Raw genomic sequence first — 17,055 nt, 5'->3', positions numbered from 1 at the left:
AAAGTGATGGATATAGAAGATAAGCAACAAAGTATTTGTTGTGAAAGGTGTTTCTATACTACATAATCCAATTTAGCTTGAGCTCGGTGGTAACTGTAGTTTGACTGTTTTTAAAATCTTATAAAGGGGGGCATGTGAATGAAGAAAGAACTCTTATTTGAATCCTATGTCTTGCTATTTGATATTGAAATATCACTTGTTAGTATAATAGAAAAAGAAATGACTACATGTTATGGGCATTTATGGCGACAAATCTTTTTCGTCGAGGGCGGAACTCGCCTTTATGATAACATTCCTCTGTTCTTTAGATTAACTCCTCTTAGAGGTATCTTCACAGATCATGAGTTACATGACTTGTGTATAATATCAGATATACAAAATGCACTAGATCTGCATTCAACTATTTCTCAAGACGATTTTGACCACCTTAAACATTTCTCTAAGCAACTCAATACAAAAAAATCCCCCAAATTGGTTCTCTAATTTTATTTACAGTTAAATTCAAATGAGTTTTAGATCATAATAAAAGTAATAACTGTAAATAAAAAAGAAGTAAAATGAAAAATTTGTAACCCTTTTCAATGAATGATAGGCTGAGAACAACTTATTGAGTGCACAATTTATTTGGTAGAATAAAATCATTTGAAGGTGGTCTAATTTTAGACCACCTTTTTTTATACGATTAGAAAAAGGAAATATAAAGTGCAGAGCTTTTTAGTCCAAACAAGCTGGTTGTATTTTAAGTAAAGAAAAAAGAATTTTGACCGTCCATCTCTATACCTTAACCTTAAGAATAGTGTATAAAAATATAACAAAAGCTCCGAAAACCTTCTTTGCTTTCAATACTATACCTTCTTCATTTCTTCTTGAGTAAGACCTATTGACTAAACGATTGCAGCACATTGAAATGGAATTAAATGTTTATATAACTTTAATTGGGGGACTTACCTTGTAAGAACATCAACATTTAATTGAGAGGAGAATGGAAAATGAACAATAATACAGGAACTGTTGAAAATAAAGTAGAGAATAAATTAAATGAGATGAGTCAAGAGAAGAAAGACAATATTCTTTCTAGTTTTAACGATTTTAAAACATACTTAGGAGATAAAGTCACAAAAGGTGAGAAATTAGGCTTAAATGATGATCAATTAACTTTGGCAGCTAAAAAAATAGCTGATTATTTGGCAAAACATGAGGAACCACAAAATGAAGAACAATATTTATTGCATGAACTATGGAAAGTTGGAAATGAAGAAGAGCAACATCACCTTGCTCATATGCTTGTTAAATTAGTTAAAGAATAGATTTAAGTTGCTTGCCGGATTCCCAGGGTACACGATTTACCGTACCCTATGTAATATTACATCCATATAAAAGGACATTATCTTTATAGATAACGTCCTTTTATATATTCAACTATTCTTTTTTAGCTATATTAAAGTATTGGATGTTCGCTCTAACAGTGCAACACCTTTTTTAAAAATCCAATAGGTTGAACCTATACTGAATCTAGGTTTTTTATAGGAATATGTGATTAGCAATTTAGTTTATGAAAGCTTAACAGAGAGAAATGAAAAGCTGACCATTTTTGTGAACTTCTGCATAAAATACCTATGAAATAGAACTTATATCTAATTCCTGAAATTTTTCATATAATCATTTTTTATCAAGATTTAATTTAGCTAAATTATTAGTATTAATAACTCCATTTACAAGCCTTAAGTGCATTACCTATTTACAACTGTAGAAAATCTTCTACTTTTACATCCTTCTTTAACTTTCGTAACCCTGCATTTATTCTATAAATTGTGGAGTATTTAGGTATGTAGTTTTTATCATTACAAAGCCTCGATATGGTTGGACGACTTAACTTTGTGGCATTTTCGAGTTCTAATTGATTGATATCTTCTTGCTTATCCAACCACCTTCCAAACCTTGTTCGCTTCTTTCCTAAGCCTAGAATCATACATCCATCTCCTTTATCAAGAAGTATGGACATTATGTAACTTTTTTAATCATAAGAAAAAAAGTTACATATAGGACAAGCATTGGCTCATATCATAGAGTAAGACGTCAGAAAGAGACGTCACCTTATGCTACCAAGAATGGAGCGATTGAAATGACAAAAGAATTAGCAATCACGTTATTGAGTCGAAAAGACGTCTATTTAACGTTAGAAGGTAAGCAGATGTTAGAGGTCATTTTGAAAGAGAAAAGCGCATATGAAGAAAAATAAGAATCCGAAAAATCATGTAGACACCTATCGACCAACTGTGCGGTATCATTCTATTTATCGTACATATGTAGATAGTCTGTTTCAGGCTACCGAGTTAGACCGAAATCAAATTATAAGATGTGCGCTTTTTACAGCAGCGCACAACCCTGTTTTTTTAGCGCTAATGAATCAGTATAAAATGAGTGACGTCCCTCTCCCCTCCTCTCCATGGCAGTCTGCTTCCCACCCGTTATGGATGGAACAAGAACCCAACATCGAAGAGAAAGGAGGAGGAGAAAATGATGACGGTGAGAGAAAAAGAACGTCTACAAGAACTTCTGCGTTACTTGGAACATCAACAGACGGCCAATCGTTCTCTGGAAAAACTCTTGAATTCAACCAACAGTCCTCTAGCCATGAAAAGACAGAAAGAATTACGAGACGTCAGCAACCGATCGAGAGACGTACAAGGGCGATTCCTACCTTACAATTATCAAACAATGGAGGAATTAGACTTGATCTTAGATAAAGAAGTCCAACGAAAACTTAAAATAGAGCCGATTGAAGGTTCTTATAACAGTTATGCAGTGCATGAAAGGGAAAAGAGAGATTGGAGTGGGAATATCTATTTGGCTTGTGTGGCATTGATTTTAGCCATTGGCTTTTTTACCTGACGTCTTTTTAGAATAGTGTCGATATTTTGGGCATAAACATATAGCATGAATACAGTTAAGACCGCCTTATATAATGAGACATAATGGGCGGTCTTTGTTCTAAATATGATTGAAAACATCTTAAAAGTGAGCAAAGTTTCAGTAACAAGAAACAAGGATAAAGATTTATATTAAATATATCTTTTATACCTTATACTGCAGATGGCACAGGAGGAATATAGATGAAAAATAGCCCTCGTTTCGACGAATTAGTTTTTGATTTTGAAAAACGTTTAGGTCGACATTTAAATAGCAAAGAAAAAGAGTTACTTGTATGGATAGTGGAACAAGAAAATAATGAGTTTATTCAATAATCTATAGTTAACCCTTCACACCTCAAGAAATTTTCAAATGTGTAGCTATCTGCTTATACTCTATAGGTAATACACAGAAAAAACTCCTACCCATTAAGGTGTAGGAGTTTTAAATAGTCTCAAATAGTAGATTAGAAATAAAGGATATTCGGTAATGCATATGAAATGAAAGTTTAACTTTCCATGTTATTCTATCAAAAGTATCTTTACTATTGAATATGGCAACCTTCTCAATTTGCTATCTGTATCTGGAATAACAAAAGGTAATAAATCACAAGTTACCCTATTGTAGATTAAGTATTAATCTACAAATGCCTGTTTATCCTCTATTTCACCTGGTTTTGAATATGTAACGTAAGTGCCTGCCATCATGTCATGAAGACTTCTTTTATCCTTACGGAAAACCACCATGAACACACTTACAATTAACGCAATACCTAATGTAATACCATAAACAATGCCGGCTACAAGAACTCTTAATAGCATTGCTCCAATTCCAAGTTTCTTTCCATTGACTTTGACAATTCTCACTCCAACAATTCGTTTCCCTATAGTATATCCATACCATAAAATAGGTACAGCAACTGCATAGATAAAACCTATGAGTGATGTAATGGGATCTTCACGATCAAAGTCTCCTGTAATAAGAAAGCCAATAAGCCCCAAAGGAATACTTACAATAATGCCATCTAACAGATTTCCTAATAGGCGTATCCAAAATCCTGCTGGTTTTGTTACTTGATCCACTTTATATTTCTCCCCTTCTTGTAAATTAACACTTTATCTATCTAAATAGCTCCTCAGATGATGATAACATGATTGAAGAGGAAGGTAAAAAATATAAAATATTTTAAATTTATCCACTAAAAATAAAATACATGTCTCTAGTATTGATATTGTTAAAGACATATTTATAGAAGAGAGATAAAAGATTAATTAGTTTTTTTTAGTTGTAAATTTCCCTTATTAAAGATAATAACGGCATTATAAGCTTCATATAAGGCATACACAGGGTAACAAAAAGCCATAAATACAATCATAGTTGGTACCTTTTCAACAACAGGAAAATGGCCGGCCAAGAAACTTTTAACCGTAATTCCTAGATAAACCAATAAAGGAATGATAATAACAGCTAATAACAGTAACCACGGGGTCATTTTGGTTTCCTTCAGTTTTTCTCGACAATGCGGACATTTCATTGTAAAAGGACTTGAAAAATCTTCGAAATGCTCAATTGTAATAGGTTTTTGACACCCTGGACAAGGTGTTGACTTTTTCATATAAGTTTCTCCTTTTTGAAATGTAAAAGAGTAGAAATAATAGGGTTATTGAATATATAACATTGCTCTTTAAAAAAAAGCTTTAAATAAGTTCAGAGCTGTCTACTGTGGTAGGATCTACACGTTTCACATAGGTAGCTGCCATCGAATCGTGTAAACTTCGCTTATGCTGGCGGTAAACCACCATAAAAAGGCTAATGATAACAACTATTGTTATTGTAAGACCACACATAAGACTCGCGATGAAGACACGTAAAACCATAGATCTACATTTCGCTAAGGTTATAGTTAAATCGTTTGTATACCTTGTTTTTGTGTTGGTGATTCGTTTTCATAATGTTGATGATGACATGTTGCTCACTTTTCCAATGCACATTCACATCATGAATCATAGAAGGTTGAATGCCTTGAAGCTCTTTATATTGGTTAAGAGTGCTTCCCGGTTGTCCGTAGTACATCCTAAGAGAATCAGCCTTTTGTTTTTGCTCATAATCAAAGTAATCAGTGGTTTGTTTGTACATTTTTTTTACTTCTACAATGTTTTGTTGCTCAGGAGATGTGCTGGTTGTAAGTGAGACGCTGTGTATCATGCTTTGTTGTTGCTGACTTTTGTCTATAAAGTAATTTATCATAAACACGAGAGTAATAACTCCAACGGATAACATGATCCAAAGCCACTTTTTCATGTCGACACTTCCTCTTTTATGATTGAAAATCAAAATGAGTAGATAATCTCATTACGAAATAGCATTTTCTGCTATTTTGTATCCTTAGATAATAACATACTCAAAAAATCTTGAAAGGTATCAGCAATCTTTGATGTAGCTGGATCACATTCATATGATTCTTCGTAGTCTAGGAAATCAACAGACGGATTGTTCTTATCGTAGTGAAAGTTCAAACATAAATAATCTCCCCATGCTAGCTTCGCAATTGGAATTAATTCAGATCCAATGAGATCTTCATCATAAAAATTCCGGCCTTGTTCTCCTAAAGAGGTTTCGCAGCAACCAATATCATACACACCATAAGGATGCTCATTGAAGTTTTTAATAATGCCCAAAAAACGTTCAATTTGACACCTCTTATTGATGATTGTTAGTGGTGTAGAATCTATTACTGTACATCCGTTATATTGTTTCAAGAATTCTTTATAATCGTTAGGCAGTTGGACGCGAAAAGAACCTTCTATTTCTGCAATGTCTTGATCCTGTGGTAATGGATAAATGATGCTTTCCTTCACAATCGTCACTGTTATCGCTCTCCTTGCAATGGGTCATCTTCAAGGAAATACATTATGACTTCTGGTATTCGTACATAACTGGAACTTTATCCATTTTAAGGGTTTTGGCCACAATATAACGACGGTAACCATCTTTCAAGATATTCGATCCTTTTTCGATCGTTAATGGCTCATCCAGGCGCCCTGTACGTTTCACAAAATCAATGACCTTTTGTGTTTTTTGAGGGTTTGGACGTGTCTTTAAGAACTCTTCAGGTACGATGATTTCGTCGAAACTCAGAAGATCTTGTGTCCCTTTTGGCTGATTTGTTATTTGTTTCTTTTGTGGCTCCACCTTTTTCTCTTGAACAGGTGTCTCCTTCACTTCTGTCTGTACTTTTTCAGCTTTCTTCTCTTCATTTGCTGCAGGTTGAGAAGTAGGTGCCGGTTTTTCTTCCTGTTTGGTAGCAGCAACTTCTTGTTGCGCTGCAGAAGCCTCTTGTTTGGCCTCTTTTTTATCGTTTGGTTCATTGTCTTCTTTGTCTTTCTTATTCGGGAGAACGGTAATCTGGAAGCAGATTACACCTACTTCACCAGGGCATTCATCAATCGGAATGTCTAAAGTTGGTTCGCCTTGAATTAAGATTTTTTCATGCATAATACTTTTTTTCGTGAGACCTGTTTTGTTAAAAGCCTTCTTTGCAACAAATACCGTGTACGAAATAAACGTACTCTTCTTCAAGCCTTTAGGCGCAGATGGTGACCCTTTTTCACGCATATCAAAGGCAACATAGCGATCGTATTCTCGTAGTGGTCCTGTGGCTGATCCAGTTAACGTAATTTTATGTGGCATAATGTGCTCCTCCTGCGTAGATATAGATTTATTTATTATTTAGAACAGTGTTCTAAATAAACATATCCTAATAATAATTTAGCTTCTAAGGGATTTCTTCACTTTTTACATTTTCTTCTGTCGTACATATAAACAAAGACTATGTGCATACTTGTAGTGTGGACTTGTAGCTCAATGGCAGAGCAGCCAGTCGTATTACACTATACAACTTTGGTGTCTTGCAGGTTCAAATCCTGCCAAGTCCGCCCTTAAAACACTGAATACGTTAAAAATAGTGAAAGTCCTTGCTGTACTTTAGCTATTTTTAAAAATTAAGAAGCTGGTTCCTTTAATTTAACATGTTGATGCAACAATTTCTGCTCCTCAGGTGTTAATGCTTGTCCTAAATCTTGTTTCAGTTTCGCCATTTCTAACGTACTGTATGTTGAGCAATGTTCTTGCAGCAAGTTCTCTTCTTCTGGTGTAAGTTCTTGTCCTAGGTCTTGTTTTAACTGAATCATTTCAAGCTGTTGTTCTAAAGATAGTTCTACTTTTTTTGTACCCTTCTCTTGATCCTGCTCAGCCTGTAACCAATCAGGAACGATTTCTTTACGGATAATATGTTTTGGTATAAACAATTTTGTTGATGACTCTTCTTTATGTATAACTTCCTCATGAGTTGGATATACTGATGAATAATCCTGGTTTTTAGGATCAACCAACTGATAGAATTGGTTTTTCGCAATTTTATAGAGTAATTGGCACATATTATCTAAGGACAAAGAATTGCCTTTATGATTAGCTTCATGTACATATTTGTCTAATCCAATAATAGATGTATACGCAATTTCATGTACTTGCCCTTTAGTAATATCAATCTCTGTATCTCGTTTGACGGTTTTTGCAGCATTTTGAATGCGAGCATAAAAGTCTTTTAATTGATGACCATACTTACCTGCGTAGACTTGATTGACTTTCTTAGGAACACCTTTGATATAAGTAAATGACTGTGAAGCAGACATTAAATGATTATTTATATGATTTACAGGTAAATCAAGGTTAATAAAGGCACCAGATGATTTATCGGCCTTTAAGCTTGTTGTATCAACGTTTTCAACACTTTCAGGATGCATCACAGGAAGCGTCACAGGAGTTGTCATTTCTTCTTGTTGGACCGTTTGTATACCTGTTGTATCATGGGCAAAAAAGATTTCTTCGCAAATGTGATTAAAGTTCTTATGGCTTTTAAGAATAAACACATAGCTATCAGGATGAGTACCTGTTGCATCCTCTTTAATGTAACGTGCTACAAGGACAAACGGCGTCGCTTTTAACGAACGTACAAAACGAGAAACCGTACTTTTAGAAACTTCAAATTTCTTCATGAGCGTTTCAGAACGAATGGCTTGGATGCCTGTAGCCACTAGGTTATAGATGACATGATCGAGCATTTCCATTCTTTTTTTAGGAAATTCTTTATGTATGGCTGATTGGTTCTGTTTGTAATGGGTACGAATAATTTCTAAAAACTCTTCTTTCTTTTTCCGAAGTATGGATTTATTCTTCCATAACCACTTAAACCTTCCGTTGAAGGTGTCTACATCTTTTAAATAGCAGGTCAATATTTTTGTCATTTGTTCATCTTCTCCTTCAAGGAACACAAAAAAGACACTATTTCCCTTAAGAAAGGAAAACAATGCCTTGATTTTGATGAACTAAGCCCTTGAAATAGATGTTAATTTCATATAAAATAAAAACATAAGTTTTACTTTATAGAAAACTAAATCTATTAACAAGAGACTTCGACAAGTGTTTTCCCTACCGCAATTAGGGGGAACGGTTTAAGTGTGTTGGTCGCACTACTTAAACAGTTGAAGTCTTTTTTCTATTCCGGTCATTTTTGTTAGTTTTATTATAGCGTTAATTAATCTCATAATTCAATAAAAATTAGTAATATATCTCAAAAGAATTCTTTTTAACTGTTTTTCCTTAATAATAAATTTATTTTATTATACAATTCATTTTAAAGATTGAGGAGGGTCAAAAAAATAACCCTCCTCAATATATTAAAAATGTGTTATAATCGACGGATTTTATAATCAAGTTACAACATAACAATAAAAAGCTTCTACTATCTCGGGGACTGACCCACTAGTAGAAGCTTTTTATTATTTACCTATTAATTTTTCCCACCATGTTTTTTTCTTTTCTAACTCTGCACTAGCAGAAGCTTCTTCAATCATCCTTTTACTTTCTGATAATCCTTTTCTTAACTCTCCTATCAACTCAGTATCTTTTCTATTTATCATTTGTTTTAATTCTTGATTGGTTTGGCTAACTTTCTGTAACTCTTCTACTAACTTTTGATTAAATTGCATCTGCTGTGTCATCTGTTGTTCTTGTTGTTGTAACATCTTTTTTATTTCACTTAGTTCATCGTTTATAGAGATAGAACCTTTTTCTTCTTGATTTTTGACTGTAATAGTTATAGGAAGTCCATCACTTGCCAAATTATCGTTTACATCTTCTTTTAGTAACCCCTCGCTATAGAGTTCACGGATTTTCTTTAATAGATCTAGCGATTCAATACTTATTTTATAACGTCTACCTTCTTTTTTGAAATTCAAAAACTGTTCATGGTTAATTAAATACCTTTTTAATGTTTCAGGAGGAATATTGGTATATTCAGATGCTTCTGGTACACCAATGAAGTTTGCACTTTCAGAATTATTCATGTAATCCACCACCATTTATTAGGGTTTTATGTACATTCACTCAGTTCACAGTCATTCATTTGTAAGTTTTATGAAAGTTCATCCGGTTCACAGTCATTCACTCACTTCATTTGATTATGTTCACTCAGTTCACGGTTATTTACCTGTTAGGTTTATGTGTATTCACTCAATTCACAGCCACCTATTCATTTAATTTTATATGATTTCGACAAAAAATCAACAATTCCTGTTTGGAGTTTGCTTATATATCTTATTTTATGAACTGTTATGACTTAAGTTTAACTTAAGTTCTACTTGAATTAGTGTTGGTGTGTTTTGTGGTGAACGTATGATGAACTTGTGGTGGGTTTAGTTGAACTTATCCTTTGGTTGCTTGAAAAATAGTTATTAAGTTCAAATTAAGTTAAACTAAGGGTGGACTTATTGCTTTGAATGAAGCCGATTTCTGCTCTAAAGAAATAGGGTGGGTTCTGCAATGAACTAATAACAGTCCATTATCTATTTTTAGGATGGAATTAAGATAATTTCTATTCCCAATGTAGAGAATTTCTACTCAGTTAGTGAGACATTTAACATTAATTAAAGTGACAAAAATTCTTTTTTTATAAAAGTTAGGTCTATAGACTATCGCACAATTCAAAAATTGGTAAAAAAATAGTTTTATTTATCTTAATGTCAACAAAAAGAGATTAATTGGTTCTCGTATATCAGAAATAAAGGGATTGTTGATTCATGTAAATATAGTAGAGAGTTTGATATCATGAGAAATAATGTAAAAAATAACAAAACATAAAGAATCGACTGGGGGGGATACTAACTTGTTACTTTCAAAATTGATAGATTATTATGCTCTGCATGATTTGCATAAAGACCGCAGTAAAGAGAATCAATACCATATTGATTCTGCTCATGCACAAACGAATATAGATAGAGATATTTTTTTTGAACTACCATCATCACTTGCAGATATTGATTTGAATATAACTTCTAAACAAAATGGCTATAACATAGGAGAATTTGGATTTGAAAGTTTGATACCTTCTGGGAATCATTCCAATGATTACGTAAGAGGTGAGTCTTTCTTAAATGAAGCTGGAAGTAAGCCTAATGTTATTTTTGTACATGGTTGGCGAATGAAAGGGTTTGATAGGGTAAAGAAGATTTTTCATGATTCAATTATGAATAATTTAGGGTGGAATATGTACTACTATACACTTCCTTACCATTTAGAACGTCAGCCAGAAGCATCACTTTACAGTGGAGAACTTATGGTTAGTGCCAATGTTAATAGGACTGTTGAATCTACTAGGCAAGCAATCGTTGATTTAAGGGCTCTAATTCAATGGATAAAAAATAACAAACAAGGTCCTGTAATTATAATTGGTGTTAGTCTCGGTGGCTTTATCTCAAATTTAGTTGCTACACTTGAGTCAGAAATTGATGCATTAGTTTCTATATTCTATTCTAATCGCCTTAGTTATTCAATATGGAATACGATTCCTGGTAAGTATATAAGAAAGGACTTAGAGTCTCATGGAGTTAATTACAACGATCTGGTGAAGTATTGGAAATTAACCGAGCCAAATCAAGCACCTCCAAAAATGAATAAAGAAAATATACTACTAATTTCTGCTAAACATGATCAGTACGTTCATATTCAAGATGCAGATCTATTATGGGAGTCTTGGGGTAAACCTACACGTTGTGTCTATAATTGTGGGCATGCAGGAATAGTACTTAAACGAAAAAAGATTGCAAAGGATACGATTTCTTTTCTACAAAATAAGCTAAAGAGGTAATGGGCATATGTTCATGTTTATAATGGTGGCTTTACTGTGGTTAATGAGTTCAATTCTTTTTTTTAGAAATCCTCAAAATGAGAAAATTAGATGGGCAAGTGTTATAGGGTTTTGTGGAGGTTTTGGAGGGATAGGAGCCTTACTAGGAAAAGGGATACATCGGCCAGAATGGGTATTACATTTGGATGGGATATTTACATCGATAGGACACTATTTTACACCATATGGTATGTTGATTTTTGGAATAGTTTATTCGGATGCAATTGGTAATGTAAGAAAGAGAAATATATTAAAGGTGCTCTTACTAATTCCAATCTTTATTATGTATCTTATGTTTCAAGTATATCCAGAGTTTAAAGTTAATTTCCGTATCTTAGCGATTTGGGTAGTACCATATGTGATAGTAGCTAATATTTTATTGATATACGCCGCATGGCGAGAAGATCGTCCAATTATTAAGAGAAGAAAAATACTGACTTGTGTATTTGTAGTTCCAATGTTTACGTTTGCGCTAATCACAAATATTATCTTAGAAGCGTTGGGGATTGTGGGCGTATGGCATTATAATCCTTGGATTATAGTAATTCAATTTCTTGTTTTTGTTTACTTTGGAGTTAAATATGGAATTCTTGGAGTGCGAATTAGGTTCGAAAAAGAAATGCGTGATTCCACAATGAAAGCAGCGCGTTCCGGTACAGCGTTGTTCAACCATACAATAAAAAATGAAATAGCTAAAATTGATTTATTAGTGAATCAGATCAAAGAACAAATTCCACCTGAAGAAAGGTATGCTGAAAATCTAGAATTAGTTTTAAATTCAACAAATCACGTTTTAGAACTTTCAAGGCGTATTCAAAGTAAGATAAACGTTACAAACCTTAAAGAATCTGAATTTTCCCTCATGAAAAGTATAGATTCAGCAATTAACTTGCTTAAACCTTATTTAAATATGAATCCTGATATCACAATCATTAAACAATATGAAGTCGATGCTATAGTTTTTGGTGATACCGAGCAATTACAAGAAACTTATTTAAATATAATCAAAAATGCCAGTGAGGCAATGAGTGGCCAAGGTGTAATTCTAATAAAAGTCTATAAGACTCGAAGGAAGATTCATATTGACTTTATAGATGAGGGTAAAGGAATTGAAAAAGATGAACTTACTCACGTATTAGATCCATTTTATTCAACTAAACATAATCAAACAAATTTTGGACTTGGTTTAACCTACTGTTACAATGTCCTCAAAAAACATGGTGGCGATATTTTAGTAAAAAGTAAGGTCAAAAAAGGAACAACTTTTACATTAACTTTGCCTTCCAAGAGAATTATTGAATTTAGGGTAAATGAACAATTTAACTCTAAACTAATAGGAGAGAATAACCTATGGACAAAATAAAATTAATGATTGTAGAAGATGATCCTGTTTGGATGCAATGTATAAGTGATTATATAGAAAAAGAGAACGATATTACTGTCGTTACACAAGCTTACAATAAAGAAGAAGCCTTACAAGTTGATTATAATAATATTGATGTAGTTTTATTGGACTTAACGTTACTAAAAGATGAGGGTGATGAAGAAAACCTAAATGGTTTAGAAGTTGCTAGGCACTTATACAAAAAAGGTTTAAAGAAGATCATTATGCTAACATCTTGGGATGAAAAGGATATTATACTTGAATGCTTTGATACAGGTGTTGTTAATTACATAACAAAAACGTCTTATAGAGATATTCCTAATGCTATTAGAGAAGCATTCAGAGGGAAAGTTAGTCTCCATGCTGATGTCACAAATGTATTAGTTGGAGAGTTAAGGAAGGAAAGAAAAATAAAGATATTAACGCCAACAGAACGTGAAGTTTATACCTTAAGGGAACAGGGGTTAAATAAATCACAAATTGCTGACAAATTATATAAATCTGTCGAAACAATAAAAAGACAATTACGAATTATAAAAAGCAAAATGCAGTGAGGAGTTAGTTTGCAGCTAATTTTTTCATTACATTTTGTTTTTTTTGTTATGTTTTCAAGGACTATAATTTATAGAGAAAACTACATATTTTACCACGATTATAACCGTTTGAGGAGGGGTGTTTTTTTGACCCTCCCCTAAACTGATAAAATCTTCTAACATATATTTATAACTTATTATTCATTAACGAGTTAAGTAAAGATTTTAAGGATTCTCTGTCGGACTGTGGTAATCGATTAACCTTTAAAAGTATATCTGTAAGTAATCTAACTTCGTCAGAAGACAAAGAGCTAATTAAATTTGTAAGTTGACTTATTTCAGGAGTATAAGAGGCATCTGTTTTTTCTTGAGAAGCACTTATAGGCAAAACATCGTTAAGCGTGACACCAAGAGCGTTACAAATTTTGGCTAAGGATTCCACTTGAATAGATCGAGTACCTCGTTCTATTTCACTGATGGTACTTTGTGAAGTTCCAGATAAAGAACCTAATTCCATAGTAGTAAGTTTCATTGCCTTTCGATATTCCTTGATTTTTATACCCATATATTTCTTGATATCCATTGCACTTCATCCTTATAAAATATTTGTATTTAGATTTATCTTATCAGAAAAAATTCGTAAATAATAAAAACCTAAAAATATTCGTAAAAAAATTATTTATAATCAGTTTACAAATTATTTAAAATAGAATATAATGTGTTCAAGGAGGTGCTAGAAATAAATACCATACGAGAAAAGAGGTTATCCAAGAAATGGAGCCAAACCTATCTAGCTCAATTATCAGGAGTCCCGCAACCAACTATTTCTCAAATCGAAAATGGGACTCGTCAATATCCAACTTTTGAAAATATGAAGAAAATCGCAGAAGCATTGGATCTTAGATTAGAAGATATTTTCTTAACAGGTCAGAAGGATATGAACTAAGTTTTTAAATACTTAACAGCTTAAAGGGGCGATGAACATGGAAGCACAAAAGCGACTAGCATTCTATGATATATCAGATGCACGGGCGAAAAGTGCCAAAACCTTTGATGGAAAGTTGTATACGTTAAAAGGAGGGGTAGCTGTAGAAAAAGGAACGGGCGATGTCAAACGTGTAGCTGATATTTATTATGAAGTACGCTCAGTAATGGATCAGGCTCATACCATCGTCGCCAAGCGCAGAAAAAAAGATGAAGAATTGAAGGGAGTTTTACAAAAGACCTGCTAGTTCTTAGATGCAGCATACAAGCGATTTTGAAACGTGCCGAGAGCACGAGAAGTGGTACCTTGACAATTACATATTGCGTGCCTCCCCTAAACGGATCACAAGGGGGTGAAGGTATACGATAACGATAAGGTTCGATGAGTGCGTCCTAAAACTCATCGGTGATCTAGCAATAAAACAGTGACGGTGTATCCATGATCTGTGAAGAGTGATGGCGTGAGGGTAAATCCGAAGAAGCGACAACACTTCAAACAGTAGATACACGAGGTTCTTCGTACATGCCGAAAACGTTGTGCATTATTGGGCTTAGTGAAAACTATGCATGCCAATATAGGGTTTGCCCTTCCAGCCAGAAACGGGTATATATTTCCTTTCATAGACTTGAAAAGACAGAGATGATCGCTAAACCTGTGGTAAAATATGACTCTCGGTAGGTTTCAGAATCGCTTGTTATGTCTGAATATTAAGAACAAAGGAGAATGGTTATGAAAAACAAAAAATGGTTACTTTCTGCGGTGGCAGGAATCGTTGTGGCTCTTGGAATAGGCACAGCGTTTGTCTCTTCCTACAATTCAAGTGAAGTGAAAGGAAATGGTGAACTAGAAGAATTACATCCACTAGGAATGAAAAAATTTATGAAAGAAGATGGCACAGGATTTGTGATGTATTCATTCCGTGAAAGTACGCGTCCAGTATATATGAATGAAGTAAAAAAGGCTTTAAAGGAAAATGATGTGGATGCAAAAGAAATCTATAGTCGTGATCCACAATATGATCGTGATAAAAATAGTAACTATTATGGAGTACCACAAGATTCCGATACATTAGCTGCCTATAAAGATGGGGAGTTAAAGCAACAAATTAAACTAGACGATTATGAGTCATCTCAGTTAGAAACAGAACTTTCTCATTTTATTGAAACCTCAAAAGAACTGTATTTCGAAGAATAAGAGATAAGCTTTGAAAGGTGGTGGTATCTTGACGATCTCCCAAAAGGAATTAAAGAAATCCAAAGATCTTGTGGAAAAATTGCTGAAAGTCAATGGAAACAAATACAATGACTGGCTACATCAACAACACCAACAGTTTATTGAAGAAAATCAGGATTTAATTCTTCAAGCATTAAGTGCCTTTACAGGTGAAGAAGAGGAGGAGGAAAAAAACGAACCGAAAACAGCTGAACAAGTTCCTGTAAGACCACAAAGTATTCCCGTAACGCAAAATTAATGAAAAGAGGAGTGAAATACATGTTAGATTTATTAAATAGCGTGGATGTGACGCAGTTAACTTCGCATTTAACCCTTGGGGCGGCCGATGGCATGAATGGCCTCATCGAAAGTGGAAAGTCTATTATCAAATGGTTGCAGCGTATTGCGATGGTTGCCGCAGCTCTTGGCTTTTGTATAGGTGGTTATCACTTAATTTTAGGTGGAGAACGAGGTCGTCATAAATGTATCGCATGGTTTGTTGGAGGCGCAGTTGGTTTAGTGGTTGTTATGGGTGCTTATGCATTAGCTGAAGGTGTTAATACAAATATCCGATTCGGAAGCTAAGAAAGCTATACAGTTAATTGTATAGCTTTTTTCTATGCTCATTTTTAGACGAAAGGAATGGAGAAACATGCTGTCTGTCATGTTTATAAAAAGTGGAACAAAAGAGCTGAAGCCATTTCAAAAGTTATCAATTTCGGATGCTTGTGAGATGACAGAGACTTTAGAAACCCACTATCAGCGTATGAAGAAAAAAGCTCATGCAGATTTTTTTATCCTCGATGAGGAAGATCAAGAGGTATATGCAGGAACATTGTCCATTGGATCGGGGCATGCTCGTCATGTAGTCGATCATATTAAGAAAAAGTTAAGCTCTTTAAAAATGGACGATATACAGGAAGCTCGAAAGAGAAGTTTTCTTGAACAATTGGAAAAGGAAGTACCGGACCATCTGAAAACAACAGATGGTTCGTTTTCTTTAGAGGAAGAAACAGAGGATCATATGCAAACGGCTCAAACATCTGTCCTTTCTACTCGTAATCGAAGGTTGACCTATATAGGAGGGATTTTATCCCTTCTTATCCTTTCAGCAACGTGTTTTTCAACAGTGGCTACTTCCCAAGATCGAGCTGAAACCATTCAAGATTTACAACAACAAGTCAAACTCGAACAAAAAATAACAGGAACATATGAAAGAGCGCTCTTAGGAGATTCAGAAGGGGCTTTAAAACAGCTTTCTTCTATTGACGAACAAAGTCTTGCGAAAGAACAGAAAAACGTTTATATGAGCCTTCTCGTCGATCAAAAAAAGTATAAAGAAGCTGTTCAGCTTCAGGGAGGCCATCCAGAAGTAGTGGAAAGTATGATTTCAAAGAAGGGAGATGTCAATGCGTTAAAAGCGTTTCAACAAACGTTTCCTTCTCCAAACGGAGCCTTTGATCTTGCCTATCACGAACAACGTTGGGAAGATATGATGCGACAATCAGGAGTAGAAATGACTGATAAACGGTATGAAATGAAGGCTTATTGCTATTTGAAGTTAGATAAAGTTAAGGAGGCCAAAGAAGAGGCAGCTCATATTCAAAACCAAGAATTGAATCAAAAAATAGAAACCTATGAAAAAACGAAAAAGGAGGTAGAAGAAACAAAAAAACAAGTAGAGGAAGAGAACAAGAAGGACAAAAAGGATGAAAACAAAATCAAGTCGTTAACGGATCAACAAAAGAAACAAGAAGAACTTCTAAAAAATCTATAAGAAAGGATGAAT

General features: G+C 34.0%; 22 protein-coding genes and 1 tRNA gene. 14 read left to right on the top strand and 9 right to left on the bottom strand.

Annotation, left to right across the window (positions count from 1 at the left end):
• The first annotated feature begins 138 nt into the window (after nucleotides 1-138).
• Nucleotides 139-483, top strand: coding sequence for a hypothetical protein (locus CEQ83_RS26180; protein WP_099331440.1), 345 nt, complete (start codon nucleotides 139-141; stop codon nucleotides 481-483).
• Nucleotides 484-989: 506 nt separating this feature from the next.
• Complete coding sequence (locus CEQ83_RS26175; protein WP_099331439.1) at nucleotides 990-1,307, top strand: DUF3243 domain-containing protein; 318 nt, start codon at nucleotides 990-992, stop codon at nucleotides 1,305-1,307.
• A gap of 431 nt (nucleotides 1,308-1,738) precedes the next feature.
• On the opposite strand, the gene CEQ83_RS26170 is transcribed toward CEQ83_RS26175, so the two are convergent.
• The gene (locus CEQ83_RS26170) at nucleotides 1,739-1,969 is read right to left on the bottom strand and encodes a transcriptional regulator (RefSeq protein WP_194273220.1); all 231 of its coding nucleotides are present in this window, start codon (nucleotides 1,967-1,969) and stop codon (nucleotides 1,739-1,741) included.
• Between the two features lie 548 nt (nucleotides 1,970-2,517).
• Here CEQ83_RS26170 and CEQ83_RS27295 point away from each other — a divergent pair.
• Nucleotides 2,518-2,892, top strand: coding sequence for a hypothetical protein (locus CEQ83_RS27295; RefSeq protein WP_194273219.1), 375 nt, complete (start codon nucleotides 2,518-2,520; stop codon nucleotides 2,890-2,892).
• Nucleotides 2,893-3,113: 221 nt separating this feature from the next.
• Nucleotides 3,114-3,245, top strand: a complete 132-nt coding sequence (locus tag CEQ83_RS27705; RefSeq protein WP_265589655.1) for a hypothetical protein — start codon at nucleotides 3,114-3,116, stop codon at nucleotides 3,243-3,245.
• Nucleotides 3,246-3,545: 300 nt separating this feature from the next.
• Here CEQ83_RS27705 and CEQ83_RS26155 read toward each other — a convergent pair whose 3' ends face one another.
• The 5 genes from CEQ83_RS26155 to CEQ83_RS26135 all read right to left on the bottom strand — a co-directional run bounded on the left by CEQ83_RS26155 (nucleotide 3,546) and on the right by CEQ83_RS26135 (nucleotide 6,600).
• Nucleotides 3,546-3,992 (bottom strand): RDD family protein, encoded by a 447-nt coding sequence (locus CEQ83_RS26155; RefSeq protein ID WP_099331437.1) that lies wholly within the window; start codon nucleotides 3,990-3,992, stop codon nucleotides 3,546-3,548.
• Nucleotides 3,993-4,177: 185 nt separating this feature from the next.
• Entirely contained in the window at nucleotides 4,178-4,525 is a 348-nt protein-coding gene (locus CEQ83_RS26150) for a hypothetical protein (RefSeq protein WP_099331436.1), read from the bottom strand.
• A 266-nt stretch (nucleotides 4,526-4,791) separates the two neighbouring features.
• Complete coding sequence (locus tag CEQ83_RS26145) at nucleotides 4,792-5,211, bottom strand: hypothetical protein (RefSeq protein WP_099331435.1); 420 nt, start codon at nucleotides 5,209-5,211, stop codon at nucleotides 4,792-4,794.
• A 71-nt stretch (nucleotides 5,212-5,282) separates the two neighbouring features.
• Nucleotides 5,283-5,777, bottom strand: a complete 495-nt coding sequence (locus CEQ83_RS26140; protein ID WP_157774350.1) for an SMI1/KNR4 family protein — start codon at nucleotides 5,775-5,777, stop codon at nucleotides 5,283-5,285.
• Nucleotides 5,778-5,820: 43 nt separating this feature from the next.
• Nucleotides 5,821-6,600 (bottom strand): ParB N-terminal domain-containing protein, encoded by a 780-nt coding sequence (locus tag CEQ83_RS26135; protein ID WP_099331433.1) that lies wholly within the window; start codon nucleotides 6,598-6,600, stop codon nucleotides 5,821-5,823.
• 160 nt (nucleotides 6,601-6,760) lie between these two features.
• Between CEQ83_RS26135 and CEQ83_RS26130 the strand changes: the two genes are divergently transcribed.
• Nucleotides 6,761-6,845: transfer RNA gene (locus CEQ83_RS26130), tRNA-OTHER, on the top strand.
• Nucleotides 6,846-6,911: 66 nt separating this feature from the next.
• On the opposite strand, the gene CEQ83_RS26125 is transcribed toward CEQ83_RS26130, so the two are convergent.
• Together CEQ83_RS26125 and CEQ83_RS26120 are read right to left on the bottom strand one after the other, a co-directional pair.
• Nucleotides 6,912-8,213 carry a replication protein gene (locus tag CEQ83_RS26125; RefSeq protein WP_099331432.1) on the bottom strand — a complete coding sequence of 434 codons (1,302 nt, stop codon included), beginning with the start codon at nucleotides 8,211-8,213 and terminating at the stop codon, nucleotides 6,912-6,914.
• Nucleotides 8,214-8,747: 534 nt separating this feature from the next.
• Nucleotides 8,748-9,314: a hypothetical protein gene (locus CEQ83_RS26120; protein WP_043981748.1), complete on the bottom strand. Its 567-nt coding sequence runs from the start codon at nucleotides 9,312-9,314 to the stop codon at nucleotides 8,748-8,750.
• A gap of 818 nt (nucleotides 9,315-10,132) precedes the next feature.
• On the opposite strand from CEQ83_RS26120, the gene CEQ83_RS26115 reads away from it, so the two are divergent.
• The 3 genes from CEQ83_RS26115 to CEQ83_RS26105 are packed head-to-tail and all read left to right on the top strand — an operon-like array spanning nucleotide 10,133 to nucleotide 13,090.
• Complete coding sequence (locus CEQ83_RS26115; RefSeq protein ID WP_099331431.1) at nucleotides 10,133-11,113, top strand: alpha/beta hydrolase; 981 nt, start codon at nucleotides 10,133-10,135, stop codon at nucleotides 11,111-11,113.
• Nucleotides 11,114-11,156: 43 nt separating this feature from the next.
• Entirely contained in the window at nucleotides 11,157-12,515 is a 1,359-nt protein-coding gene (locus tag CEQ83_RS26110; protein WP_228123072.1) for a sensor histidine kinase, read from the top strand.
• Nucleotides 12,503-13,090, top strand: a complete 588-nt coding sequence (locus tag CEQ83_RS26105) for a response regulator (RefSeq protein WP_099331430.1) — start codon at nucleotides 12,503-12,505, stop codon at nucleotides 13,088-13,090. The genes CEQ83_RS26110 and CEQ83_RS26105 overlap by 13 nt, the downstream gene beginning before the upstream one ends.
• Nucleotides 13,091-13,256: 166 nt before the next feature.
• Here CEQ83_RS26105 and CEQ83_RS26100 read toward each other — a convergent pair whose 3' ends face one another.
• Nucleotides 13,257-13,652 (bottom strand): helix-turn-helix transcriptional regulator, encoded by a 396-nt coding sequence (locus CEQ83_RS26100; protein ID WP_099331429.1) that lies wholly within the window; start codon nucleotides 13,650-13,652, stop codon nucleotides 13,257-13,259.
• A gap of 147 nt (nucleotides 13,653-13,799) precedes the next feature.
• Between CEQ83_RS26100 and CEQ83_RS26095 the strand changes: the two genes are divergently transcribed.
• From CEQ83_RS26095 to CEQ83_RS26070, 6 genes are all read left to right on the top strand, one after another.
• Entirely contained in the window at nucleotides 13,800-14,015 is a 216-nt protein-coding gene (locus CEQ83_RS26095) for a helix-turn-helix transcriptional regulator (RefSeq protein WP_099331428.1), read from the top strand.
• Between the two features lie 37 nt (nucleotides 14,016-14,052).
• Nucleotides 14,053-14,301: a hypothetical protein gene (locus CEQ83_RS26090; RefSeq protein WP_099331427.1), complete on the top strand. Its 249-nt coding sequence runs from the start codon at nucleotides 14,053-14,055 to the stop codon at nucleotides 14,299-14,301.
• Nucleotides 14,302-14,783: 482 nt separating this feature from the next.
• Nucleotides 14,784-15,248 (top strand): hypothetical protein, encoded by a 465-nt coding sequence (locus CEQ83_RS26085; RefSeq protein ID WP_099331426.1) that lies wholly within the window; start codon nucleotides 14,784-14,786, stop codon nucleotides 15,246-15,248.
• Between the two features lie 28 nt (nucleotides 15,249-15,276).
• Entirely contained in the window at nucleotides 15,277-15,525 is a 249-nt protein-coding gene (locus CEQ83_RS26080; protein WP_099331425.1) for a hypothetical protein, read from the top strand.
• A 20-nt stretch (nucleotides 15,526-15,545) separates the two neighbouring features.
• On the top strand, nucleotides 15,546-15,851 hold the full coding sequence (locus tag CEQ83_RS26075; RefSeq protein ID WP_099331424.1) for a hypothetical protein: 306 nt from the start codon (nucleotides 15,546-15,548) through the stop codon (nucleotides 15,849-15,851).
• 67 nt (nucleotides 15,852-15,918) lie between these two features.
• On the top strand, nucleotides 15,919-17,043 hold the full coding sequence (locus CEQ83_RS26070) for a hypothetical protein (RefSeq protein ID WP_099331423.1): 1,125 nt from the start codon (nucleotides 15,919-15,921) through the stop codon (nucleotides 17,041-17,043).
• Nucleotides 17,044-17,055 lie beyond the last annotated feature (12 nt).

The organism is Priestia megaterium (assembly GCF_009497655.1).
Lineage (GTDB): Bacteria > Bacillota > Bacilli > Bacillales > Bacillaceae_H > Priestia > Priestia zanthoxyli.
Note: the sequence above shows the minus strand (reverse complement) of the source record. Positions and strands in the feature narration are given on the sequence as shown.